At 70.7% G+C, this 22679-nt stretch carries 22 protein-coding genes; 17 read left to right on the top strand and 5 right to left on the bottom strand.

The genetic code is table 11. The features are described 5' to 3' along the window. Nucleotides 1–53: 53 nt before the first annotated feature. The 10 genes from ABZX12_RS36300 to mmuM all read left to right on the top strand — a co-directional run bounded on the left by ABZX12_RS36300 (nt 54) and on the right by mmuM (nt 9767). Nucleotides 54–1169 (top strand): mandelate racemase/muconate lactonizing enzyme family protein, encoded by a 1116-nt coding sequence (locus ABZX12_RS36300; RefSeq protein WP_355699983.1) that lies wholly within the window; start codon nt 54–56, stop codon nt 1167–1169. After that, on the top strand, nt 1166–1846 hold the full coding sequence (locus tag ABZX12_RS36305; RefSeq protein WP_355699984.1) for a FadR/GntR family transcriptional regulator: 681 nt from the start codon (nt 1166–1168) through the stop codon (nt 1844–1846). The genes ABZX12_RS36300 and ABZX12_RS36305 overlap by 4 nt, the downstream gene beginning before the upstream one ends. Before the next feature lie 11 nt (nt 1847–1857). After that, the gene (locus ABZX12_RS36310) at nt 1858–2655 is read left to right on the top strand and encodes a hypothetical protein (RefSeq protein WP_355699985.1); all 798 of its coding nucleotides are present in this window, start codon (nt 1858–1860) and stop codon (nt 2653–2655) included. A gap of 50 nt (nt 2656–2705) precedes the next feature. Then, nucleotides 2706–3584: a LysR family transcriptional regulator gene (locus ABZX12_RS36315; protein WP_355699986.1), complete on the top strand. Its 879-nt coding sequence runs from the start codon at nt 2706–2708 to the stop codon at nt 3582–3584. Nucleotides 3585–3636: 52 nt separating this feature from the next. Beyond that, on the top strand, nt 3637–4551 hold the full coding sequence (gene kdgD, locus ABZX12_RS36320; protein WP_355699987.1) for a 5-dehydro-4-deoxyglucarate dehydratase: 915 nt from the start codon (nt 3637–3639) through the stop codon (nt 4549–4551). Next, a complete protein-coding gene (locus ABZX12_RS36325) occupies nt 4548–5867 on the top strand; it encodes an enolase C-terminal domain-like protein (protein ID WP_355699988.1) in 1320 nt (439 codons plus the stop codon). The genes kdgD and ABZX12_RS36325 overlap by 4 nt, the downstream gene beginning before the upstream one ends. Beyond that, nucleotides 5868–6692, top strand: coding sequence for a M55 family metallopeptidase (locus ABZX12_RS36330; protein ID WP_355699989.1), 825 nt, complete (start codon nt 5868–5870; stop codon nt 6690–6692). A gap of 42 nt (nt 6693–6734) precedes the next feature. Further along, nucleotides 6735–7826, top strand: a complete 1092-nt coding sequence (locus ABZX12_RS36335) for an esterase-like activity of phytase family protein (RefSeq protein WP_355699990.1) — start codon at nt 6735–6737, stop codon at nt 7824–7826. Nucleotides 7827–7978: 152 nt separating this feature from the next. Further along, complete coding sequence (locus ABZX12_RS36340; protein WP_355699991.1) at nt 7979–8905, top strand: FAD-dependent oxidoreductase; 927 nt, start codon at nt 7979–7981, stop codon at nt 8903–8905. Then, complete coding sequence (gene mmuM, locus ABZX12_RS36345; RefSeq protein WP_355699992.1) at nt 8898–9767, top strand: homocysteine S-methyltransferase; 870 nt, start codon at nt 8898–8900, stop codon at nt 9765–9767. The genes ABZX12_RS36340 and mmuM overlap by 8 nt, the downstream gene beginning before the upstream one ends. Here the strand turns inward: mmuM and ABZX12_RS36350 are convergent. The 3 genes from ABZX12_RS36350 to ABZX12_RS36360 are packed head-to-tail and all read right to left on the bottom strand — an operon-like array spanning nt 9756 to nt 13579. Beyond that, nucleotides 9756–11123, bottom strand: coding sequence for a PLP-dependent aminotransferase family protein (locus tag ABZX12_RS36350; RefSeq protein WP_355699993.1), 1368 nt, complete (start codon nt 11121–11123; stop codon nt 9756–9758). The genes mmuM and ABZX12_RS36350 overlap by 12 nt on opposite strands. 20 nt (nt 11124–11143) lie before the next feature. Beyond that, nucleotides 11144–12475 carry an MFS transporter gene (locus ABZX12_RS36355; RefSeq protein WP_355699994.1) on the bottom strand — a complete coding sequence of 444 codons (1332 nt, stop codon included), beginning with the start codon at nt 12473–12475 and terminating at the stop codon, nt 11144–11146. A 24-nt stretch (nt 12476–12499) separates the two neighbouring features. Further along, nucleotides 12500–13579: an alkene reductase gene (locus tag ABZX12_RS36360; RefSeq protein ID WP_355699995.1), complete on the bottom strand. Its 1080-nt coding sequence runs from the start codon at nt 13577–13579 to the stop codon at nt 12500–12502. Between the two features lie 126 nt (nt 13580–13705). On the opposite strand from ABZX12_RS36360, the gene ABZX12_RS36365 reads away from it, so the two are divergent. The 3 genes from ABZX12_RS36365 to ABZX12_RS36375 are packed head-to-tail and all read left to right on the top strand — an operon-like array spanning nt 13706 to nt 15402. After that, on the top strand, nt 13706–14167 hold the full coding sequence (locus tag ABZX12_RS36365; protein ID WP_355699996.1) for a MarR family winged helix-turn-helix transcriptional regulator: 462 nt from the start codon (nt 13706–13708) through the stop codon (nt 14165–14167). A gap of 43 nt (nt 14168–14210) precedes the next feature. Further along, nucleotides 14211–14672, top strand: coding sequence for a carboxymuconolactone decarboxylase family protein (locus tag ABZX12_RS36370; RefSeq protein ID WP_355699997.1), 462 nt, complete (start codon nt 14211–14213; stop codon nt 14670–14672). A gap of 10 nt (nt 14673–14682) precedes the next feature. Next, nucleotides 14683–15402, top strand: a complete 720-nt coding sequence (locus tag ABZX12_RS36375) for an isocitrate lyase/phosphoenolpyruvate mutase family protein (protein WP_355699998.1) — start codon at nt 14683–14685, stop codon at nt 15400–15402. Here ABZX12_RS36375 and ABZX12_RS36380 read toward each other — a convergent pair. Beyond that, nucleotides 15379–17253 carry a hypothetical protein gene (locus ABZX12_RS36380; RefSeq protein ID WP_355699999.1) on the bottom strand — a complete coding sequence of 625 codons (1875 nt, stop codon included), beginning with the start codon at nt 17251–17253 and terminating at the stop codon, nt 15379–15381. The genes ABZX12_RS36375 and ABZX12_RS36380 overlap by 24 nt on opposite strands. A gap of 85 nt (nt 17254–17338) precedes the next feature. On the opposite strand from ABZX12_RS36380, the gene ABZX12_RS36385 reads away from it, so the two are divergent. After that, complete coding sequence (locus tag ABZX12_RS36385; protein WP_355700000.1) at nt 17339–17827, top strand: pyridoxamine 5'-phosphate oxidase family protein; 489 nt, start codon at nt 17339–17341, stop codon at nt 17825–17827. Between the two features lie 3 nt (nt 17828–17830). Here the strand turns inward: ABZX12_RS36385 and ABZX12_RS36390 are convergent, their stop codons facing one another. Beyond that, the gene (locus ABZX12_RS36390) at nt 17831–19468 is read right to left on the bottom strand and encodes a glycoside hydrolase family 32 protein (protein WP_355700001.1); all 1638 of its coding nucleotides are present in this window, start codon (nt 19466–19468) and stop codon (nt 17831–17833) included. Nucleotides 19469–19552: 84 nt separating this feature from the next. Here ABZX12_RS36390 and ABZX12_RS36395 point away from each other — a divergent pair, with 84 nt between their 5' ends. The 3 genes from ABZX12_RS36395 to ABZX12_RS36405 are packed head-to-tail and all read left to right on the top strand — an operon-like array spanning nt 19553 to nt 22644. After that, on the top strand, nt 19553–20191 hold the full coding sequence (locus ABZX12_RS36395) for a GntR family transcriptional regulator (RefSeq protein ID WP_355700002.1): 639 nt from the start codon (nt 19553–19555) through the stop codon (nt 20189–20191). Nucleotides 20192–20215: 24 nt separating this feature from the next. Further along, complete coding sequence (locus ABZX12_RS36400) at nt 20216–21403, top strand: amidohydrolase (protein ID WP_355700003.1); 1188 nt, start codon at nt 20216–20218, stop codon at nt 21401–21403. Beyond that, nucleotides 21400–22644: an MFS transporter gene (locus tag ABZX12_RS36405; protein WP_355700004.1), complete on the top strand. Its 1245-nt coding sequence runs from the start codon at nt 21400–21402 to the stop codon at nt 22642–22644. The genes ABZX12_RS36400 and ABZX12_RS36405 overlap by 4 nt, the downstream gene beginning before the upstream one ends. Nucleotides 22645–22679 lie beyond the last annotated feature (35 nt).

Raw genomic sequence — 22679 nt, forward strand, 5'->3', positions numbered from 1 at the left:
GCATCAAACGACGGCGTTGTAGGACAAGTTGATTACTTGTACGATCACTTCGCATGGACCGCATCCGCCAGGCGAAGCTCTCGTCCGTCGTCCTCCCGCTCGACCAGCCGATCAGTGACGCCAAGGTGCTGACCGGGCGGCAGCGGCCGATGACCGAGGTGGTGTTCCTGTTCGCCGAGATCGCGACCGAGCAGGACCGGCACGGCATCGGGTTCAGCTACTCGAAGCGGGCCGGCGGACCGGCGCAGTACGCGCACGCGAAGGAGATCGCGGCCAACCTGATCGGCGAGGACCCGTCCGACATCGGCAAGGTGTACGACAAGCTGCTCTGGGCCGGCGCCTCGGTCGGCCGCTCGGGCGTCGCGACGCAGGCGATCGCGGCGATCGACATCGCGCTGTGGGACCTGAAGGCCAAGCGGGCCGGTCTGCCGCTCGCCAAGCTGCTCGGCGCGCACCGCGACTCGGTCCGGGCGTACAACACCTCCGGCGGGTTCCTGCACGCCCCGATCGAGGAGGTGAAGGAGCGCGCCTCGAAGTCGCTTGCCGACGGCATCGGCGGGATCAAGATCAAGGTCGGCCAGCCGGACAGCCGGATCGACCTCGAGCGCGTCCGGGCGGTGCGTGAACACCTCGGCGACGACGTACCGCTGATGGTGGACGCGAACCAGCAGTGGGACCGGCCGGCGGCGTTGCGGATCGGCCGGGTGCTGGAGCAGTTCGGCCTGGTCTGGATCGAGGAGCCGCTGGACGCGTACGACGCGCTCGGGCACGCGGAGCTCGCGGCGGCGCTCGACACCCCGATCGCGACCGGCGAGATGCTGTCCAGCGTCGGCGAGCACATGCGGCTGATCGAGGCCCGCGCGGCCGACATCATCCAGCCGGACGCTCCGCGGATCGGCGGCATCACGCCGTTCCTCAAGCTCGCGACGCTGGCCGACCACCACGGTCTCCAGTTGGCGCCGCACTTCGCGATGGAGATCCACCTGCACCTCGCGGCGGCGTACCCGCGGGAGCCCTGGGTCGAGCACTTCGAGTGGCTGAATCCCTTGTTCAACGAGCGACTGGAGACGGTCGACGGGCGGATGCTCGTCCCGGACCGCCCAGGGCTCGGCTTCACCACCAGCGAGCAGTGCGCGCGCTGGACGGTCGACAGCTGCGAGTTCTCGTGAGCGGACTGGCCGATCAGATCGTCGACGATCTGAAGCGGCGGATCCTCGACGGCGGGATCGCGCCGGGCCAGAAACTGCCGGGTGAGAACAGCCTGGTCGAGGAGTTCGGGGTCAGCCGGACCGTCGTCCGCGAGGCGGTGTCGCGGCTGCAGGCGGCCGGTCTGGTGGAGACGTTCCAGGGGCGCGGGTCGTTCGTGCTCGAGGTCCCGGAGCGTACGGCGGGGCTGCGCGAGGTGCGCTCGCACCGCGACGTCCTCGACCTGATGGACTTCCGGATCGGCGTCGAGAGCGAGGCGGCGGGGCTGGCCGCGGGACGGCGGACCGACCATCAGCTGAAGGGGATCGAGCGGGCGCTGGACGACTTCCGGCGAGTCGGGGACGATCCGGGCCGGTCGGTGGAAGCGGACTTCGCGTTCCACCTCAAGGTTGCTGTTGCTTCGGGCAATCGGTTCTACGCGGACCTGGTCGGCGAGCTCGGGCCGATGATGATCATGCTGCCGCGGACCCGGCTCGACCCGGCGTACGAGATGTCGGACCCGGAGCACCTGACCCGGGTGGTGCACGAGCACGAGAACATCGCCGCGGCGATCGCGCGGTCGGATCCGGAGGCGGCGCGGGCGGCGATGCGCGTGCACCTGTCGAGCACCCGGCACCGGTTGACCCAGCATCCCGGCTAGCGTCGTCCGGCATGTCCCAGTCCGTTCACGCCCGCGCACCGGCACCGCGCGCCGGGCGCCGGCATCCGGACTGGATCGAGGTGCGGGCGGACGGGATCACCGCGGTGCGTGCGTCCGGTACGTCGTGGGAACTCGTGCGGAACGAGGACAGCACGTTGCGCATCGTGGAGTCCCGCGGCCGGCCGTACTTGCAGCTCGACGGCATGACCTCCACCGGCCGCATCCCCCTCGCCCGCTTCGACGTAGACGAACTCCGCCAAGTCACCCGAGCCGAGGGCTGGCCCTGGTCCCCCAGCCCTGTAGCGCCGGACGCGAACTCCGTCGGCGCCGGCCGCACCAGGCAGCTGGGGCAGGTGGGTAGGAGTGGGACTCAGGTTGTGGTTCGGGATGGGATGCGGGGGCCTTTGCCTTGGGCTGACAGGAGGTTCAGTCCGAAGGTTGGGGTCGGGGTTGCTGGAGTCGTTGCTGCTGGGGTGTTGGTGTCGGCGTTCGAGGGTGGGTCGCCGGTTGCGATCATGCTCGCGGTGATGGGGCCTGGCGTCCTGCTTGCGTTGGCGCTCGTCGGGTTGTCTGTTCGCCATGCGTTGCGGGTCAGGTTGGCTGTCACCGTCGGGCCGGATCGGGTGACGGTTACCCACGGCACGCTCGCCTCGCAGGTCGTCCAGCGGACGGCCGTCACCTCCAGCACCATCGGCCGGCGCTACGTCCGCCTTCGCGGCCCGAACGGCAGGACCCTTCTGTACGTCCCGCTCAACCCGCAGCGCACCGCCGTACTGAACGCCCTCTCCGCCAACGGCTGGCCTGTCTGACCATGCGTCTCCAAGGCCCATATCGCGCCGAGTGATACCTTTCGGGAATCATGTTCTCGCTCGACCAACTGAGCGCGTTCGTCGCCGTCGCCGAGGAGCTGCACTTCGGCCGCGCCGCCGAGCGGCTGAACATGACCCAGCCGCCGCTGAGCCGGCAGGTGCAGAAACTCGAGCGCGCCGTCGGCGCCCGGCTGCTGGAACGCGACAACCGCAAGGTCGAGCTGACCGAGGCGGGGCAGGCGTTCCTGACCGAGGCGCGCCGGTTGCTCACGCTGGTCGAGACCGCGGGCGATCTCGCCCGCCGGGTCGACCAGGGCGCGGCGGGGACACTGCGGCTCGGATTCACGGCCACGTCGGCGATCCGGACGCTCGGCCCGCTGCTGCGCCGGCTGTCCGAGGAGCTGCCGGACGTCGACGTGATCCTGCACGAACGGGTCACCCCCGCACAGATCGACGGCCTGCTGCGCGGCGAGCTGGATCTCGGGCTCGCGCGGCCGCCGTTCGACTCCGACGTCCTGGACTCCCGGATCGTGTCCCGCGAGCCGCTGTGCGCCGTTGTCCCCGGCAACCATCGGCTCGCCGCCCTCGGCCGGCCGCTGACGTCCGCGGACTTCAGCGGCGAGCAGGTGATCAGCTACTCACCGACCCAGGCCCGGTACTTCCACGAGCTGACGGTCCGGTTCCTCGCCGAATCGCATCCCCGGATCGAGCAGCGGGTGCAGCAGATCCTGACCGTGATCCTGCTGGTCGCAACCGGCCGCGGCGTCGCGCTGGTGCCGGCGTCGGCCCGGCACCTCGGCGTCGAGGGTGTGACGTACTGCGACCTGGACGGCCCGGGCAGCCCGGTCGAACTGCACGCGATCTGGCGCCGCGACGCCACCAGCCCGGTCCTGCAACGGGTGCTCACGATGCTTCCCGAGCATCATTAGATCCAAAATCGATCTTGGACAGGTATCCACCGACGTTCTTACGCTGACCGGCGTGACCCATTACTCCCCCGCAGAACTCGCCGCGCAGCTGAAGACCGGGCTGCTGTCGTTCCCCGTCACGCACTTCCACGCCGACCTCAGCTTCAACGAGGCCGGGTACCGCGAGCACCTGTCCTGGCTGAGCCGGTACGACGTCGCGGGCCTGTTCGCCGCGGGCGGTACCGGCGAGGGCTTCTCGCTGACACCAGCGGAGATCGACACCGTCGTACGGACAGCTGTGTCGGAGGTTAATGGGCGTGTGCCGGTGATCGCACCGGCGACCGGCGGGACCGCGTCGGCGGTGGCGGGTGCGCGAGCGGCAGAAGAGGCGGGCGCGGACGGGATTCTGGTGTTCCCGCCGTACCTGACCGAAGCCGGTCAGCGCGGTTTGATCGAGCACGTGTCGGCGGTCTGTCGCAGTACGAGCCTCGGGGTGACGGTCTACAGCCGGGCGAACGCGATCCTCACCGACCTGACGGTCGCGGAGCTCGCGGACCGGCACCCGAACCTGGTCGGCTTCAAGGACGGCGTCGGGAACATCGAGCAGATGACGCGGACGTACGCGCGGGTGGGTGAGCGGCTCACGTACGTCGGCGGGCTGCCGACGGCCGAGACGTTCGCACTCCCGCTGCTGCAGCTCGGGTACAGCACGTACTCGTCGGCGATCTTCAACTTCGTCCCGGAGTTCGCGCTCGGCTTCTACACGGACGTGATCGCGCAGGACCGCGCATCGGTGTACCGGAAGCTGAACCAGTTCGTGCTGCCGTACCTGGACATCCGCGACCGGACCAAGGGGTACGCCGTGTCGATCGTGAAGGCCGGCGTGAACGCGATCGGCCGCGGCGCCGGACCGGTCCGGCCGCCACTTCAGGATCTCAGCGACGAGGAGCTCGCACAGCTCACCGAGTTGATCGGCAGGGTCAAATGACCCCGACCGTCACCGCGGTGCAGGTCGTGCCGGTCGCCGGGTACGACAGCATGCTGCTCAACCTGAGCGGCGCGCACGGTCCGTTCTTCACCCGCAACGTCGTCATCGTCACCGACAGCTCGGGCAACACCGGCCTCGGCGAGGTCCCCGGCGGCGAGAAGATCGCCGCCACGATCCGCGAGGCCGCTCCTTTGCTCATCGGCCAATCCCTCGCCCGCTACCGGGCCCTGCTCCGCACCGTCTCCACCAGATTCCATGGCCTCGACAGTGGTGGCCGTGGACTACAGACCTTCGACCTCCGTACGACGGTGCATGCGGTGACCGGACTCGAGTCGGCGCTGCTGGATCTCCTGGGGCAGCACCTCGGCGTGCCCGTCGCGGATCTCCTCGGCGATGGACAGCAACGCACCGCAGTCCCAGTGCTGGGTTACTTGTTCTACGTCGGCGATGCCACCCGAACAGACCTGCCCTACCGGACTGAGGATGCCGACGACAGATGGTCGGAGTTGCGTCGGCGGCCGGCGCAGACTGCTGACGCGATTGTCGAGCTGGCTGTGGCGGCTCAGGAGCGGTACGGGTTCGCGGACTTCAAGCTGAAGGGCGGCGTCTTCGACCCGCATGTCGAGATCGACGCGGTCCGGGCGCTGCACGACCGCTTCCCGTCCGCGCGCATCACCGTCGACCCGAACGGCGCGTGGCTGGTCCGCGAAGCCGTCGCGGTCTGCTCGGGTCTGGACGGCGTCCTCGCGTACGTCGAAGACCCGTGCGGCGCCGAACCCGGGTTCTCCGGGCGGGAGACGATGGCCGAGTTCAGGCGGCAGACCGGTCTGCGGACGGCGACGAACATGATCGCGACCGACTGGCGCGAACTGGCGCACGCGATCCGCACCGACGCGGTCGACATCCCGTTGGCGGATCCGCATTTCTGGACAATGGCCGGATCGGTGCGGGTCGCCCAGCTGTGTCACGACTTCGGGCTGACCTGGGGCTCGCACTCGAACAACCACTTCGACATCTCGCTGGCGATGTTCACGCACGTGGGCGCGGCCGCACCGGGCGAGATCACCGCGCTCGACACGCACTGGATCTGGCAGGACGGTCAGGCGCTGACCAAGGACCCGCTGCGGATCGCCGGCGGCGAGATCGCCGTACCGGCAGGACCGGGGCTCGGGATCGCGCTCGACCAGGACGCGCTCGCCGCCGCCCACGAGCTGTACCTGGAGCACGGCCTCGGAGCCCGGGACGACGCGATCGCGATGCGGTACCTGGTCGAGGACTGGGAGTTCGACCCGAAACGGCCTTGTATGGTGCGTTAGATGAAGGTCTTCCTCTCCACGGACATGGAAGGTACGGCGGGGGTCGTCGACTGGAGCCAGGCCCGCGGACCCGCCACGGAGTACGAGTACTACCGGCGACAGCTGCAGGCCGAGGTGAACGCCGCGATCGACGGCGCGCTGGCCGCGGGCGGGACCGAGTTCCTCGTGAACGACTCGCACTCGACGATGCAGAACCTGCGCCCCGACGAGCTCCACGGGCGCGCGAGCTACCTGTCCGGGAAGCACAAGCCGCTCTACATGATGCAGGGCCTGGACGAGTCGTTCGACGCCGCGTTCTTCGTCTCGTACCACGGGTCGGCGGGCGCGACCGGATCCGTGCTGCACCACACGTACAACCCGCGGGCGATCGCCGAGGTCCGGCTGAACGGCGCGATCACCGGCGAGGCCGGGATCAACGCCCTGGTGGCGCTCGCCTGCCAGGTACCCGTCGTGCTGATCTCCGGCGACCGGATCACGATCGACGAGGCGCAGGCGTTCTGCCCCGACATCGAGTCGGTCGTGGTGAAGGACTCGGTGTCGCACAACGCCGCCCTGTCGGTGCATCCCGAGCGGGCCCGCGAGCTGATCCACGACGGCGCCCGCCGGGCGCTCGCCCGGTTGAGCGACATCCGGTTGCCGAGCATCACGCTGCCGGCCGAGCTGACCGTCCGCTTCCACAACCGGGCTTTCGCCGAACTCGCCTGCGAGCTGCGCGGTGTCGAGCGGCGCGAGGACAGAGTCGTTGCCCTACGCAATGATGATCCGCTGCGGCTTTACCGGACCTTCATCGCGACCGTCCTGCTGAGCCGCGGCGTCAGCGAGTAGGTTGGTCCGGTGCTGTCGTCGTCTCTCTCCTAGGAGCCTGGAATGCGCTGGCAGAAGCCGCTCGCTGCAGCAGTTGTCCTGACCGCTCTCACCACGACGCTCACCGCGTCGGCAACTCCGGGCAAGCACGGCGGTGGCGGGGCATGCTCGCCGGACGCCACGCTCCTCGGTTTCAGCGACGCGCTCGACAAGACGACGTTCGACGGCCAGCCGGTGGCCGGGCTGTCGGCTCTCAACGTGACCGGACCGCACAGCGCGGTCGCGCTCGTGGACAACGTAGGGACCACGCCGGCGCGCGTGTTCGATCTGCGCGTGAACAGCCGGCCGACGTCGGTCAGCGTCGACGGGATGACGATCCTGCGACGCCCGGACGGTACGCCGTACAACGGTGGCGATTTCGACGGTGAGGGGCTCGTCGTCGAGCGCGGCGACCGGACCATCCTGGCGACGTCGGAGCGGGAGCCGTCGATCCGCCGCTTCCGGTTGTCCGACGGTCAGCAGATCGGCGAGCTGCCGGTGCCGGCCCGCTTCCTGGTCGCACCGGCCGGCGAGGCGACGAGCAATGCGACGTTCGAGTCGCTGGCGGTGAGCCGCGACGGCTTGTCGCTGTTCGCCGGGATGGAGGGCCCGCTCGCGCCGGACGGGACCGACGCCGAGAACCGCACCCGGAACCGCATCATCCGGTACGCCGGTCTGCCGGGGCACGACTACCGACCGGTGGCCCAGTACGCCTATCAGCCGGACCCGGGGCTCGCGCTCGTCGAGCTCGCGTGGGCCGGGCCGGCCGAGCTGGTGTCGATGGAGCGGACGTACACGCCGGGTGTCGGCAACACGATCCGCGTGTTCACCGTCTCGCTGCGCCGGGCCGCCGACGTGTCCGAGGTGACGTCGCTGGCTGATGTGCCGTCGTCGGTCTTCCTGCGGAAGAAGCTGCTGTTCGACCTGGTGGACTGCCCGCCGTCGGGTGCGGTCGCCAAGCAGCCGCAGCCGAACCCGCTGCTCGACAACGTCGAGGCGCTCGCGCTCGGCGGCTACCTCCCGGGCGGCCGCCGCCAGCTGTACCTGATGTCGGACGACAACAACGGCGCCACCCAGATCACCCGCTTCTACTCGCTCGCCGTCAACCTCCACTGAGCGCGGCAGCTCGACAGTACGTATACGTCCACTGGACGGTCGGCGCGGACCGGCGCACGCCTGGGAGTCGCGCCGACCGGCGGACACGTCCTGTCGAGCTGCAGATTCGTTGCCGGGTGGTGCGATGTCCGGGCGTGCGTAACACTGTGTGAATGCGCGTGATCGTTGTCGGGGCGGGCGTGATCGGGCTCAGCTGCGCCATCCGGCTCGCCGAGGGCGGGTACGACGTGGCGGTGTTCGCCCGCGACCTGCCGCTGGAGACCACGTCGTCGGTGGCGGCCGCGATCTGGTACCCGTACCTGTCGGCGCCGGAGGACCGGGTGGCCGGCTGGTCGCGGACGTCGTACGAGGAGTTCGCGAAGCTGGCGGAGATCGAGCCGTCGGTGCAGCTGCTGCACGGTCGGGAGTTCCTGGTGGAGCGGTCCCCGGATCCGCGATGGGCCGACGTCCTGCCGGATCTCACCCGGGTCGGGTCGCCGCCGGTCGGATTCGCGGACGGGTGGTCGTTCACGACCCCGGTGATCGACATGCCGGCGTACCTGCCCGCGCTGGTGAAACGGCTCGAGGCGGCCGGCGGGACGCTGACCCGCGCGGCGCTGTCCGCGCTGCCGACCGGAGCCGATCTCGTCGTGAACTGCACCGGGCTGGGCGCCCGGCTGACCGCGAGCGACCCGACGGTGACGCCGGTCCGCGGGCAGGTGCTGACGGTCGAGCCGTGCGGGCTGACCGAATGGCTGCTCGCGGACCGTTCACCGGACGAGATGACGTACGTGATCCCGCGCCGCAACGACGTGGTCGTCGGCGGCACCAGTCAGCCCGGCGACTGGAACCTGACGGTCGACCCGAAGACCTCGTCGGAGATCCTCGAGCGCGCGGCCGAGCTGGTTCCCCAGCTCCGCACGGCGAAAGTCATCCGGCAGCGCGTGGGGCTGCGGCCGGCGCGACCGACGATCCGGTGCGAGCTCGTCCGCACCCGGTCCGGTGAGCCGATCATCCATTGCTACGGCCACGGCGGCTCGGGCGTCACCGTCTCCTGGGGCTGTGCGGACGAGGTCTTCGAACTTGTCCAAGGTGTCTGACCTGCCGGTCATCCTTGACGGCGGTCTGTCCAACGCGCTGGAGGACCGCGGCCACGACCTGTCGGACGCGCTGTGGTCGGCTCGGCTGCTGCGGGACGACCCGGCGGAGATCGCGGCGGTGCATCGCGCGTACTACGAGGCCGGCGCGATGGTCGCGACAACGGCGAGCTACCAGGCCAGCGTGCCCGGCTTCGAGCGGGCCGGCGTCGACCGCTCCGAGGCCGAGCGCCTGATCGCGAGTTCGGTGCGGATCGCGCGCGAGGTCCGTGACGAGTTCCCCGGACGGCTCGTCGCCGCCTCCGTCGGCCCGTACGGAGCGATGCTCGCCGACGGTTCGGAGTACCGCGGCAGGTACGGCGTCAGCTCGACGGTCCTGCGCGACTTCCACGGGCCCCGGCTGGAGCTCCTGGCCGCTGCCGGACCTGATCTGCTGGCCGTCGAGACCATCCCCGATACGCAGGAAGCCGACGTCCTGGCCGAGCTCCTGCGTGATCTCGGCCTTCCCGCCTGGTTCTCCTACTCGATCGAGGGCGACCACACCCGGGCCGGTCAACCCCTCACCGAAGCCTTCGCGATCCCCGCCGTTGCCCAGGTGATTGCCGTAGGCATCAACTGCTGCAAGCCCGCCGACGTCCTGCCGGCCGTCCGGACCGCGGTCGCCACCACCGGCAGACCCGCGATCGCCTATCCCAACCGCGGCGAGTCCTGGGACCCGATCGCCCGGCACTGGGTCGGCGACGGCACCGGGCCGGACACCTTCGCCCCCGACTGGCTCAGGGCCGGAGCAACGTACATCGGCGGCTGCTGCCGAGTCGGCCCCGACGACATCCGCCGCCTGAGCAGCCTCATCTCACACGCCTAGCACCTGGCAGAGGAGGTCCAGGGCGCCGGGATAGGCGTGGTCGGGTGGGGTGCCGTAGCCGACGATCACGGCTTGGCGGGTGGCCGGCGTGGGGTCGAAGTGGTACGTCGTGAGCGTGGCCAGGCCGAGGCCCTGGCGGGCGGCCCGGGTGACGATGTCCTCGGCGTCGCCGGGCACGTCGAGCAGGACGTGCATTCCGGCCGAGATGCCGGCGACCTCGACGGTCGGCGCACGGACCGCGAGCAGCTCGACCAGGCGGTCGCGGCGACGCCGGTAGTGCAGACGGGACCGCCGTACGTGCCGGTCGTAGTGGCCGGAGGCGATGAACTCCGCGAGGACGAGCTGCTCCAGCGTCGCGGTCTGGTAGTCGGCGGTGCGCTTCGCGGCGACGACCGGCTCGATCAAGCGCTGCGGCAGCACCATCCACGCCAGCCGCAGTCCGGGTGCGAGGCTCTTGCTCGCCGTGCCGGTGTAGACGACGCGCTCCGGGTCGAGCGCCTGCAACGCCCCGACCGCCTGCCGGTCGTAGCGGAACTCCCCGTCGTAGTCGTCCTCGATCAGCACCGCCCCCGACTCCCGCGCCCACTCGACGGCGGCCGTGCGACGTTCCGGCGCGAGCGGCACGCCCGTCGGCATCTGGTGGGCCGGCGTCAGCAGCACCCCCTGCCCGGTCAGCCGCGACGTCTGCGCACCCAACTCGTCCACCGGGACGGCGGCCACCTTCAGGCCGCGGGCCCGGATGACGTCGCGGTGCAGCCCGTACCCGAACTCCTCGACCGCCATCGTCGTCCCGCCGAGCGTCCGGACCGCCTCGCTGAGCAGGCTGACAGCCTGCACGTAGCCCGAACAGATCAGGATCCGTTCCGGGTCGGCGCGGACGCCGCGCGCCCGGGCGAGGTAGTCCGCGAGCACGGTGCGCAGCTCGATCCGGCCGCGCGGATCGCCCAGCCCGAACGCCTCGTTCGGCGCCGAGGTGAGCGCCTTGCGTGCCGCCGCCAGCCACTCGGTTCGCGGGAACGTCGCCACGTCCGGCGCTCCCGGTGTCAGGTCGTACCGAAAGGCGCGGGCCTCAGGCAACAGCACAGACGACGCCGGGGGCACGGCAGCCCGGTTCGCGACGACCGTCCCGGATCCCTGCCGCGCCGTCAGCCACCCCTCCGCGACCAGCTGCCCGTACGCGTCCGCGACCGTGTTCCGCGCGATCCCGAGGTCCTTGGCCAGCGACCGCGACGACGGCAACCTGGTCCCGGCCACCAGCCGTCCGCTCCGGATCGACTCGTGCAGCGCCCGCACCAGGTCACCCCGGCCGCGCGCGGACGTCAGCTCGAGATGCAGGTCGGCCCCCGAATCCTCCATGGCACGGGACCATACAGCGATCAGGCCCGCGACGACCTCGGCAGGAGCGCACTGACCAGCGCGATCGCCGGCCCCAGCGCGGCCGCGACGAGGAACACCACGTCGTAGCCGCCGACCGCGACCGTGGTCAGCACCGCGAGCCCGATCGATCCGCCGACCTGGCTCGCGGTGTTGGCGAGCCCGCCGACGATCCCCGCGTCGTCCGCGGCCACCCCGGCGGTCACCGTGGCCATCAGGGTCGGGAACGTCAGCCCGATCCCGCCCGCGACCAGCAGCATCGGTCCGAGTACGGCGACCAGGTAGCCGCTGCCGGAGCCCGCCTGGGACAGCCAGCCGAAGCCGGCCAGGAACAGTACGGCGCCCGCGAGGATCAGCGGACGTATGCCGGTCCGCGGAAGCAGCCCGGCGGCCAGCCGCGCGACGACCACGAACGTCACCGCGGCCGGCGTCTGGCCGAGCCCGGCGCGCAACGCGCTGTAGCCGAGCACGTTCTGGAGCAGCAGCGAACCGAAGTACCACATCGCGATCCCGAGCCCGCCGAACACCAGCAGCATGGCGGAGCCGACCGCGACCCGGCGGCTGCGGAACAACCGCAGCGGCAGCATCGGCCGGACGGCGATCCGCACCTCGACGAACGTGAACGCGACGAGGAGCAACACACCGGCAACCACCGGGCCGGCGACCCGTGCCGAGGTCCACTCGCGGTCCGCGCTCTGCATGACACCGAAGATCGCCGCCGCCAGCCCCGCCGTCGCCGTCAGCGCACCGATCAGGTCGAGCGGCTCACGTCGCAGTGGACGGGCCCCGGGCAGCGATGCCAGCGCCGCCGCGATCAAAGCAACACCGATCGGTACGTTGATCAGGAAGATCCAGCGCCAGGACAGCCCGGTCGTGAGGGCGCCGCCGGCGAGTGCACCCGCCGTACCTCCGATGCCACCCGCGGCCGACCAGGCGCCGAACGCTCGCGCCCGCTCGCGCGGCTCGGTGAAGGCCGTGTTGAGTACGGCGAGGGTGGCCGGCGCCAGCAGAGCCGCCCCGGCGCCCTGGACGACCCGGGCCGCGACAAGAACCTCCGGCGACGTCGCCAGACCGGCCAGCAGGCTGGCCCCGGCGAACAGCAGCAGTCCCGTCACCAGGAGGCGACGACGACCGAAGACGTCGGCGGCGCGGCCGCCGAGCAGCAGGAAGCCTGCGAAGGTCAGCAGGTACCCGTTCACCACCCAGGCCAGGCCGGTGCCGCTGAACCCCAGGTCTGCCTGGATCGAGGGCATCGCGACGTTCACGATCGAGGCGTCCAGGATCACCATGAACTGACTGACGCAGGCGAGCGCGAGGACCAGGCGTCCGGTCATGGGGAGCGTTTGGTTGGACACGGGTCAGCCCTCCTGGCCGAGTCGCGGGTAGTCGGTGTAGCCCCGGTGGTCGCCGCCGAAGAAGGTGGTGCGGTCCGGGGCGTTGTACGGACCGCCGGCCGCGAGCCGGACCGGCAGGTCGGGGTTGGCGAGGAACAGCGCTCCGAAGGCGAGCAGGTCCGCCGTGCCGTCGTCGATCAGGCGCAGCTCGTCAGGCCCGGTCGGCCCGGGTGAGGTGTGCGGGTTGAGGATCAGCGTGCCCGCCCACTCCTTGCGCAGCCGGTGCGTCAGCTCGCGTCCGCGCGGGGCCTCCATCACGTGCAGGTAGCTGAGCCCGAGCGGTGCGAGACCCGCCAGCAACGCCAGGTACGTGTCCTCCGGATCGTCCTCGGCGATGTCGTTGACCGGGCTTCCCGGCGAGATACGGATGCCCGCCTTGCCCGGCCCGATCGCCGCTGTCACCGCGTTCGCCACCGCGACGGCGAACCGGGCCCGGGCCGCTGGTGATCCGCCCCAGGCGTCGCTGCGGCGGTTCGTGTTCGGCGCGAGGAACTGGTGGATCAGATATCCGTTGGCGCCGTGCAGCTCGACTCCGTCGAAGCCGGCCGCGATCGCGTTGCGGGCCGCGGCGGCGAACTCGTCGACGGTGCGTGCGATGCCGGCGTCGGTCAGCGCGGCCGGCGTGACGAAGGCCTTCGGACCGTCATGGGTGAAGACCTGCCCCTCCGCGCGGGTCGCCGAGGGGGCGACCGGGTGCAGGCCGTCGGGCAGCAGGCTCGGATGCCCGATCCGGCCGGTGTGCAGGAGCTGGGCGTAGATCACGCCGCCGGCCTGGTGCACCGCGTCCGTCACGCGGCGCCAGGCCGCGATCTGCTCGGGAGAGTGCAGCCCGGGTGTGTCGGGGTAGCCCTGGCCGACCGGCGACGGCTGGGTTCCTTCGGTGACGATCAGGCCGGCTCCGGCGCGCTGGGCGTAGTACTCGGCCGCGAGGTCGCCGGGAACGGCACCCGGACCGTGGGCGCGGCTCCTCGTCATCGGCGACATGACGATGCGGTTGGCCAGGCGCAGGTCGCCCAGTTGGTAGGGATCGAAGGCGAGGGACATAGGTGGTTCCGTTCTGCCGGGAGCACATTACCTGTTCGAACAGGTAATATACGGAATCCATTCCCAGAGCGCCTTTGAATAAGACGTGCTAGGGTTCGACTGTCCGAACAGCTACCAGGGGAGCCGATGACTCAGGCCTCGATGCCGGCCCAGCCGCTGACCAACGCGATCGTCCGGGTGGCTCGCCTGCAGCGCCTGCTGGCGCAGCAGATGCTGCGCGGGGTCGGCCTGCACCTCGGCCAGGAGCTGGTGATGATGCAGCTGTGGGAGCGCGGTCCGCAGACCCAGACGGACCTGGTCCGCACGCTCGATTCGGATTCCGCGACCATGACTCGGATGGTCCGGCGCCTCGAGAACGCCGGCTTCGTCCGCACCCGGCCCAGCTCCACCGACAAGCGCGCCACGATCGTGGAGCCGACGCCGGCCAGCCAGGCGGTCCGCCGCGAGGTCGAGCGCAGCTGGGCCGAGCTCGAGGGGATCGCGGTCGGCGACCTCACCCCGGAGCAGCAGGCCGAGGCCCTCGACGTCCTCGCGCGACTCGAGGCGAACCTCGCCTCGTCCCGAAATGGCCCTTCGATCCGCGAGTGAAGTGGACCAGGAGTCTGGGCCGATCCGGCCGTAGGTTGAAGGTATGACAACGACGACGCGGCGGGTCAAGCTCGCCAACGTGGCGCCTGACTTCTACCAGGCGATGATCGAACTGGACCGGGTGTCCGACACCGGGCTGGACCCGAAGCTCGCGCACCTGGTGCGGATCCGGGCCTCGCAGATCAACGGCTGCGCCTACTGCACCGACATGCACTCGCTCGATCTGCGGGAGCTCGGCGAGGACCAGCAGCAGCGGATCGCCCTGCTTCCGGTCTGGCGGGAGGCGCAGAAGTTCTACACCGACCAGGAGAAGGCCGCGCTGCAGCTGACCGAGGCGATCACGCTGATCAGCGTCGACCATGTTCCGGACGACGTGTACCAGGTCGCGGCGGAGGCCTTCGACGAGAAGGACCTGGCCCGGCTGATCGCGTTGATCATCACGATCAACATGTGGACCCGAGTCGGGGTGACCGGGAGGATGGAGCCCGGTCACTACAAGCCGTGAGGTCGCATCGATGACTGCTGAGAAGTTCAGGGCCCTGCACCATGTCCGACCTGGCGGCACTCCCCTGGTCCTCCCGAACGCGTGGGACCCGGTGAGCGCCCGCCTGGTCGCCGAGGCCGGTTTCGCCGCCGTGGCGACCAGCAGCGGAGCCGTCGCCCGCGTGCTCGGGTACGACGACGGGCAGCTGACCCCGCCGGAGACGATGTTCACCGCCGTCGCGCGGATCGCCGGCGCGGTCGACGTACCGGTGACGGCCGACATGGAGGCCGGGTACGGCCTGCCGCCGAAGGAGTTCGCCGAGCGGTTGCTGGAGACCGGCGCGGTCGGCTGCAACCTCGAGGACTCGGCCGGCGGGGCGCTGGTCGACGTCGCGCGGCAGGCCGACTACCTGGCCGAGGTGCGGGCCGCCGCGGGGGCCGAACTGGTGATCAACGCCCGCGTCGACACCTTCATCCGCCCGGTCGACGACCCGGTCGGCGAGGCCGTCCGGCGGGGGCGCGAGTACCGTCGCGCCGGCGTCGACTGCGTCTACCCGATCCTCGCGCCGCTGGACCAGCTGGCCCAGGTGGCCGCCGAGGTCGGCGGGCCGATCAACGGCCACGCGAAGGTCGGCGGACCGACGCCGGCCGAGCTCGCCGCCGCCGGCGCCACCCGGATCTCGTACGGAACCAGCGTGCACGAGTACCTGATGGCGCAGCTCCGGGAGCTACTCCCGACGCTCACGGCGTAAGGCGTAGACAAGCGCCCAGTCCTGGTCGTTCGCGAGCGGATCGGCGACGTGGGCGGGCTGCCCGTTGACGCAGCTCGGATAGACGAACGCGCAGGTCGCCGATCCGTCCGCGGCGAAGCTGACCAGGTTCGCGCGGAGGATCGCCTCCTCCGCGCGGTCCAGCCAGGCGGCGTCCGCGGGCGTGACGAGTTCACGCGGCCAGGCGGCGTACACGACCGCGCTCAACGCGGACCAGTAGTGCGGGAAGACGTCACCCCACAGCCGCAGCCGACCGAACCAGTAGCCGTCCCAGTGCCGGATCGGGACGTGCCGCAGCCGGACGTCGGGCTGGTCGGCGGCGAACGCGGTCAGCCACGGGAGACGCCGGGTCAGCTCGGCGCCGTCGATCTCGTCCGGCGCGATCCGGTACGCCGCGACGAGCAACTCCAGCAGCGGGGCGACCATCGACTGCTCGTAGTTGACCTCGTGCGGCGGCAGTTCGTCGCCGTACGAGACGAAGGTCTTCGCGTGCCGGACCAGATGGTCGTGCAGGCCGAGCTCGCTGAGCAGCGGGCCGAGGTCGAAGGCGAGGAAGTGGTCGCCGCCGAGCTCGTAGTACCGGTCGAGGATGCGGGTCGCCGCGGCGCGATCGCCCTGGCCGAGCAGGAAGCGGGCGAACCACGGGAAGTTGTACAGGCGGACGGCGTTCTGGTGGATGCTGTCGTCCTGGATCGTGCGCTGGTCGTCGAGCAGATGGTCGCGGACGAACTGCTCGTAGCCGGCCAGCGCCTCGTCCAGCTCGGCGCGGTCGCCCCACCCGCGGTCGCGGACCTCCTGCAGCAGCAGCGCCATGCCGACACGCTCACGGGCGTCGGACCAGTCGCGCCACGCGCTCGAGAGGACCGTGAGGCCGCTGTCGTTGTCGTACGGCACAAAGGCGTACTTGCGGCTGTCGTCCAGCTCAGGCCGGCGTTGCCTGTCCAGCACGAACCGCGCCCGGCGCTCGGCGACCTCCCGGAGCGGTTCGTGGAACAGTACGGCGATCCGCGCGTTACCGTCCGGCGCGTCGACGTACTGGAGGCCCGGCTCGGCGGCGGTGATCTCGCGTCCGTCGTGCAGCCGGATCGTCTCGCCGACCTCGGCCGCGAGGTTGTCGGCGCCGATCAGCGGTGCGCGGTCCGCGTGGAAGGCGGGCAGGTCGTCGTACCAGGCCAGCTGCCAGGTCCAGCGGTACGACTGGTCGGGGTGCAGGACCTTGGTCGGCTGGCCGCCCATCGCGTGCGGCGCGCGGGCGTGGTCGGTGACGTGGAGGTAGATGTGGCCGCGGATGTTGCTGCTCGTGCCGGGCTCGCGGGACTCGACCGAGTAGGCCCAGAGCTCGCCCTCCATCAGCTGCAGGCCGAGCCCCGGACCGCTGCCGTCCATCGGTACCGCCCACACCCAGGCGTCCGCGCCGCCGGTCCAGACATGCGCGTGCACCGCACCGGTGAGACTCTCCCGGCTGGACGTGTAGACGTCGCGGTACGGCGTACTGACGGCCAGCGACCCGATCTCGATCGGATCCGTGCCGGTGTTGCGCAGCTCGTACGTCTCGGTCCACTGCTCGCCGAACCGGCGGCCGACGCGCAACTCCAGATCGCCGAACCGGTACATCAGGTCGATGCCGCTGCTCCGCCACCGGGTGAATGCGGGGGTGTCGAACCGGTGCGCGCCACGATCGGTGATCACGAAGCCCTTGCCCCAGGCGTGCAGGCTGTCGTGCACGACCCCCTCGTCCAGCAGGATGCGTCTGCCGTCCGGATGCAGCACCTGCGCGACCGAGCCGTCGCCGGCGAGCTGGACCGTCCCGCGACCGAAGTCAAAACTTTCCACGATGCGCCAACCTATCGATGTCGAGAACCGCCGGACGGCTCCGTCCCCCTGATGAGAACCGACCTCCGCAGCGATGGGAACCGAGATGAACAAGCAGCAGATCGCCGAGATCCTCGCCAAGCCGTACGCGCAGCAGCTCCTCAACGGGCCGGAGCCGGCCCGGTTCGCCTACGACGGCCTGGACGGGGACCCACGGGTCGTCCCGATCGGCTTCTGGGTCGAGGGCGACCAGATCCTGATCGCCACCGTGCCGAAGGCCGCCAAGGTCGCCGCGCTCCGCAAGAATCCGAAGGTCGCGCTGACCATCGACACCGGGGCGTTCCCGCCCAAGGTCCTGCTGCTGCGCGGCACCGCCGAGCTCAGCACCGTCCCGGGTGTCCCGGAGGGCTACCTCCTCGCCGGTCACAAGGTGATGACCGACGAGCAGTACCCGGCCTGGGAGGCCGGTGTGAAGGGGCTGTACGACGAGATGGTCGTCATCACGATCACGCTGACCTGGGCCAAGCTCCTCGACTTCGAGACCACGATCCCGAAGGCCGTCGAGGACCTGATCAAGGAGAAGAGCGCGAGCTGACCGTCAGGCCCGCGGCCAGATGGAGTCGAGCTCGGCGATGTCGAGGCGTTCGATCGTGCAGGCGGTTCCGGTCGCACTGAGGGTGAGCTCGGAGCGCCCCGGCTGCACACAGGCCGTCAGCGAAGCCTCGCCGTCGTTGGCGAAGACCTCGACGGAGGTCGTGTCCACGACGATGTCGAGCTTCGTCAGCGCAGTGAGCGTCGGCTGACGACCGTCGAGTACGGCGATGCTGCCCGGTGTCACCGTCACGCGCGTACCGCAGATGTCGAGCGTCAGTTCACCGTCCGCGGGCAGGGTCACGTCGCAGGTGATGCGGAGCAGCGGCCACGCCGTACCGATCTGCCAGGGACTGCCGGTGGACAGCACCCGGGCCGGCCAGGTGTTCCGGTCGCGCTCCAGGCTCGCGAGCTCGGGCACCGGCGCGCGGTAGAGCCGCAGGCCACCTGCGGTGCGCTGCAGGCTCAGGTCGCACGGGATGCTCACCTGCTGGTTGAACGGCATGTTCGGGTAGCGGCCGCCGCGCATCCAGGCGACCTGGACGCGGCGCGGGGCGGGATCGGCCGCCCAGCTCTGGGTCGCGTAGAAGTGCGGCCCGCCGTCGACCTGCAACTGCGGTGTCTCCTCCACGAAGGCCTGCCCGTCGAAGCTGCCGACCGAGTAGCGGCCGTCGCCGCGCACGAGGACCCAGCGCGACTCGTCCGTACCGGCGACCGGGAGCTCGAAGAAGTCCGGGCATTCGAAGCTGTCCGCGATCGAGCTGTCCAGCAGTTCCCAGTGCAGCAGGTCGTCGGAGCGCAGCAACTGGTACCGGTCGTCGCCGTACAGCACCATCACCCACTGCGACCGCCGATGATCGCGGAACACCATCGGATCGCGCTCAGGCAGATCGATGATCGGGTTGCCGGCGTAGTGCGTCCAGGTCCGGCCGCGGTCGAGGCTGTACGAGACGCACTGCGACCGGTTGTCGTTGCGCGACCAGAAAGCGACCATCGCCGGCTCCCCGCCCGGCTCGCCGAGGCCGGAGGTGTTGCCGACGTCGACGACACAGCTGCCCGACTGGACGCCGGTGTCGAGGGACTCCTCGAAGAACGCCGGCCGCAGCTCCGTCCAGTGCACCAGGTCGTTGCTGACGGCATGGATCCAGCACTTGTTCCAGCGCTGCGCGAACAGGTGGTACTCGCCCTCGTGGAAGACCAGCCCGTTGAGGTCGTTGAGCCAGCCCTCCTCGCGCTCGACCGGGTTCAGCCGGTGCATGGCCCACTGCCGGGCCGTGAAGTGCAGTTGCGGGCGCAGCGCCTCCCGGTACAGCGGGGGGCTCGTCGTGTCGACCGCCGGCGTGGAGCTCGGCGCGATGTCGCTCACGTGGACGTCGCTGTGGCCGGCCTCGGAGACAATCTCCAGTTGTGCCTCCTGGCCGAGCCGGTCCGTCAGGTCGAAGGACGCCGGGTGCGGCCGCTCGGTGCCGCGGCCGGTCTCGGTGCGGACGATCTCGCCCTCGACGACGACGTTCAAGCAGGTCTTGTACTCGTAGTCGCCGCCGCCGATCCGGAAGTTCAGATACGGCTGCGAGATCACGAACGGCGCCGAGACGCGCCGTCCGCGCGCGGATGTGGTCCAGGTCAGCGGTTCCGGTGCCTCCATTGCGCGGACAGTAGCACCTGATTCGCCCGCGGACCCGCCGGTACGACATGCTGGACAATGGCATACCAAACCCTGGAGAGGCCGATGAGCGAAAGCCGGGAGTCGGAGACCGAGCGGGTCACACGGCAACTGCGGGACGAGATCCTGGACGGCGCGCGGCTGCCGGGTGAGCGGCTGGTCGAGCGGGAGCTCGCGGCCGCGCTGAACGTCAGCCGGGTGCCGGTGCGGGAGGCGCTGAAGGCGCTCGTCGGCGAGGGGCTCGTGACGTTGCGGCCGCGGTCGTGGGCAGTGGTGCGGACGTTCACCGACTCCGACATCGCGGACCTGAGCGAGGTCCGGTCCGCGTTCGAGCCGCTGACGTTCCGGCTCGCGGCACAGCGGCGTACGAGGGACGGACTCGACCGCCTGCGGGCCGTTCTGGACGCGCAACTCGTCGCGGCGCGAGCCGGCGACGCCGTCGTCGCGCGGCGCACGGCGGCCGACTTCCACGAGCTCGTCACCGAGTTGGCGTCCAACGAACTGCTCGTCGAGATCGAGCGCCCGTTGCGCAGCCGGATGCGCTGGCTGCTGACCCAGCACGACGACCTGGTCGCGGTCGCCGACCAGCACCAGGAGCTATTCACCGCGATCGCGAACCGCGACGTCGAGGCCGCCGAACGGCTGGCCGGCGAACACCTCACGCAGTCGGGGTCCCTGATCCGGAACAAGCGCGCGGGCGCGTGAGAAATTTGGTATACCATTCGCCGCATGACCTCCTTGCTGCTTGCTGACGTGCGCCCCTGGGGCGGCGACCCGGTCGACGTGACGATCGTCGACGGTGTCATCTCCGACCTCTCTCCCGCCCGGAGCGGCACAGCGGCCGCGGAGCGGATCGAGGGGCACGGGCTGCTTGCGCTGCCGGGGTTCGTGAACGCGCACGCGCACGTCGACAAGAGCTGGTGGGGTCAGCCGTGGGTGTCGTACGGCGGAGAGCCGACGACGCAGGGCCGGATCGCCCACGAGCGCGCCGAGCGGGACAAGTACGGCATCCCGAGCGTGAGCGGTGCCCAGGCCGTGCTGCGTGAGTTCCTCCGGCACGGTACGACGGCCACTCGCACGCACGTCGACGTCGACCTCGGTGTCGGGCTGCGCGGCATCGCCACGGTGCGCGAGGCTGCGGCCGCGCTCGACGGCGCGGTCGACGTGGAGATCGTGGCGTTCCCGCAGGACGGTGTGCTCCGGCGTCCCGGCGTCCTCGACCTGCTCGACCAGGCCGCCGCCGAAGGGGCGACGAGCATCGGCGGTCTGGACCCGGCGTCGATCGACCGCGACCCGGTCGGCCAGCTGGACGCGCTGTTCGAGATCGCCGCCCGGCGCGGGGTCGGGATCGACATCCACCTGCACGACCGCGGCGACCTCGGCGGCTTCCAGTACGAGCTGATCGCCGAGCGCACCGTGCAGGCCGGGCTGCAGGGCAAGGTGAACGTATCGCACGGCTTCGCGCTCGGCGAGCTGCCGCCGGCGCGACGGGCCGAGCTGGTGGACCAGCTCGGCACGGCCGGGATCTCCTGGACCACGGTCGCCCCGCCGACCTCGGTGCCGTTGCCGTTCCGCGAGATGCGCGCGGCGGGCGTTCCGCTCGGTCTCGGCACCGACGGCATCCGGGACCTGTGGTCGCCGTACGGCGACGGCGACCTGCTGCAGGTCGCGCGCGGTTTCGCCCGGCTGCACGGGCTCCGCACCGACGAGGACCTGACGTACGCCGTCGAGCTTGCGACGACGTACGGCGCCGCGTTCGTGCACCGCGCGAACCACGGCCTCACCGTGGGCGCGCGGGCCGACATCGTGCTGCTCGACGCCGAGAACGCGCCGGACGTGCTGGTGCGCGCGCCGCGTCGCGAGCTCGTGATCGCCGGCGGGCAGGTCGTCGTCCGCGACGGCGAACTCCGGGTGTGAGCACCGGTACGGCGGTCGGACGGACGCTGGGCTCACTGCGGGACAACCGCGTCTTCCGGCTGTTCTGGTTCTCGAACCTGTTCTTCTTCGGCGGTGTGTGGACGCAGACGCTCGTGCTCGGGTGGCTCGCGTGGGAGACGACGCACTCCGACTTCCTGGTCGCGGTCTACACCGCGGTGCGGCTGGCGCCGTTGCTGCTCGGGCCGTTCGCGGGGGCGTTCGCGGACCGGCACGACCGGGTGCGGTTGCTGATCGTCGCGGCGTCCTGGGCGCTGGTCGCGGTCAGCAGCGTCGCCACCCTCGCGTCCCTCGGCAAGGCGTCGTACTGGGTGCTCGTGGTCGGCGGACTGGCGATCGGGCTCGCGCAGTCGCCGTCGCAGCCGGCGCGCGCCTCGCTGGTGATGGACCTGGTGGGCCGGCAGAACCTCAGCAACGCGAACGCGCTGAACTCGATGGCGCTGAACATGACGCAGGTGATCGGGCCCGCGGTCGGCGGGCTGCTGATCACCGGGCTCGGCGCTCCGGCCGCCTTGTGGGTCTCGACCTTCTGGTACGCCGTCTCGCTGGTCACGCTGCTGCCGTTGCGCGGCCACGGCCGGGTGGCCGGCTCCCACACCGGGTCGGCGATCCGGATGGTCGCCAGCGGTCTCCGCGACCTCGCGAGGAACCGGCTCGCCTCGACGGTCCTCCTGGTCACGCTGGCCGCGAACACGCTGCTGTGGCCGATCGCCCAGTCGTTCATGCCGGTGTTCGCCCAGGAGTCCCTCGGGCTGGACGCGGCGGGACTCGGCTGGCTGCTCACCTGCGCCGGCGTCGGCGGGCTGACAGGTTCGCTGGTGATCGCCTGGCTCGGCGACTTCCGGTTCAAGGGCGGCCTGTTCGTGATCGGCACGGCGCTCTGGGGCACGCTGTGGTCCCTCTTCGCGCTGTCCCACGACAGGATCGTCGCGTTCGTCCTGACGGCCGCGATCGGTGTGACGAGCGCCGCGTTCGGCGTCTTCCAGACGACGCTGCTCCTGATGACCACCGACGAGTCGCTGCACGGTCGCGCGCTGGGCGTTCAGGAGCTGGCGATCGGCATCATGCCGGTCGCCTCCCTCGCTCTCGGCGCATTCGCCGAGAGCTACGGCGTCGGCAGCACCACCTTCGTCAGCGCCCTGCTGCTGGTCGTCCTGGTCGCCGCGCTGGCGATCTGGACTCCGAGTCTGCTGCGCTACAGCGGTTCCGGCTACGGTGATTGATCGACCCACCCCGGGAACCTTTCCCGCGCGCCCGA

Origin of the sequence: Kribbella sp. NPDC003505, from assembly GCF_040610875.1 — a bacterium.
Classification (GTDB): domain Bacteria; phylum Actinomycetota; class Actinomycetes; order Propionibacteriales; family Kribbellaceae; genus Kribbella.

What these genes read in the sequence shown, in the direction of transcription:
- ABZX12_RS36300 (WP_355699983.1), top strand. Translation starts at nt 54, where the DNA reads ATGGACCGCATCCGCCAGGCGAAGCTCTCGTCCGTCGTCCTCCCGCTC.
- ABZX12_RS36310 (WP_355699985.1), top strand. Translation starts at nt 1,858, where the DNA reads ATGTCCCAGTCCGTTCACGCCCGCGCACCGGCACCGCGCGCCGGGCGC.
- ABZX12_RS36315 (WP_355699986.1), top strand. Translation starts at nt 2,706, where the DNA reads ATGTTCTCGCTCGACCAACTGAGCGCGTTCGTCGCCGTCGCCGAGGAG.
- ABZX12_RS36325 (WP_355699988.1), top strand. Translation starts at nt 4,548, where the DNA reads ATGACCCCGACCGTCACCGCGGTGCAGGTCGTGCCGGTCGCCGGGTAC.
- ABZX12_RS36330 (WP_355699989.1), top strand. Translation starts at nt 5,868, where the DNA reads ATGAAGGTCTTCCTCTCCACGGACATGGAAGGTACGGCGGGGGTCGTC.
- ABZX12_RS36335 (WP_355699990.1), top strand. Translation starts at nt 6,735, where the DNA reads ATGCGCTGGCAGAAGCCGCTCGCTGCAGCAGTTGTCCTGACCGCTCTC.
- ABZX12_RS36340 (WP_355699991.1), top strand. Translation starts at nt 7,979, where the DNA reads ATGCGCGTGATCGTTGTCGGGGCGGGCGTGATCGGGCTCAGCTGCGCC.
- ABZX12_RS36350 (WP_355699993.1), bottom strand. Translation starts at nt 11,123, where the DNA reads ATGGAGGATTCGGGGGCCGACCTGCATCTCGAGCTGACGTCCGCGCGC.
- ABZX12_RS36355 (WP_355699994.1), bottom strand. Translation starts at nt 12,475, where the DNA reads ATGACCGGACGCCTGGTCCTCGCGCTCGCCTGCGTCAGTCAGTTCATG.
- ABZX12_RS36360 (WP_355699995.1), bottom strand. Translation starts at nt 13,579, where the DNA reads ATGTCCCTCGCCTTCGATCCCTACCAACTGGGCGACCTGCGCCTGGCC.
- ABZX12_RS36365 (WP_355699996.1), top strand. Translation starts at nt 13,706, where the DNA reads ATGACTCAGGCCTCGATGCCGGCCCAGCCGCTGACCAACGCGATCGTC.
- ABZX12_RS36370 (WP_355699997.1), top strand. Translation starts at nt 14,211, where the DNA reads ATGACAACGACGACGCGGCGGGTCAAGCTCGCCAACGTGGCGCCTGAC.
- ABZX12_RS36375 (WP_355699998.1), top strand. Translation starts at nt 14,683, where the DNA reads ATGACTGCTGAGAAGTTCAGGGCCCTGCACCATGTCCGACCTGGCGGC.
- ABZX12_RS36385 (WP_355700000.1), top strand. Translation starts at nt 17,339, where the DNA reads ATGAACAAGCAGCAGATCGCCGAGATCCTCGCCAAGCCGTACGCGCAG.
- ABZX12_RS36390 (WP_355700001.1), bottom strand. Translation starts at nt 19,468, where the DNA reads ATGGAGGCACCGGAACCGCTGACCTGGACCACATCCGCGCGCGGACGG.
- ABZX12_RS36395 (WP_355700002.1), top strand. Translation starts at nt 19,553, where the DNA reads ATGAGCGAAAGCCGGGAGTCGGAGACCGAGCGGGTCACACGGCAACTG.
- ABZX12_RS36400 (WP_355700003.1), top strand. Translation starts at nt 20,216, where the DNA reads ATGACCTCCTTGCTGCTTGCTGACGTGCGCCCCTGGGGCGGCGACCCG.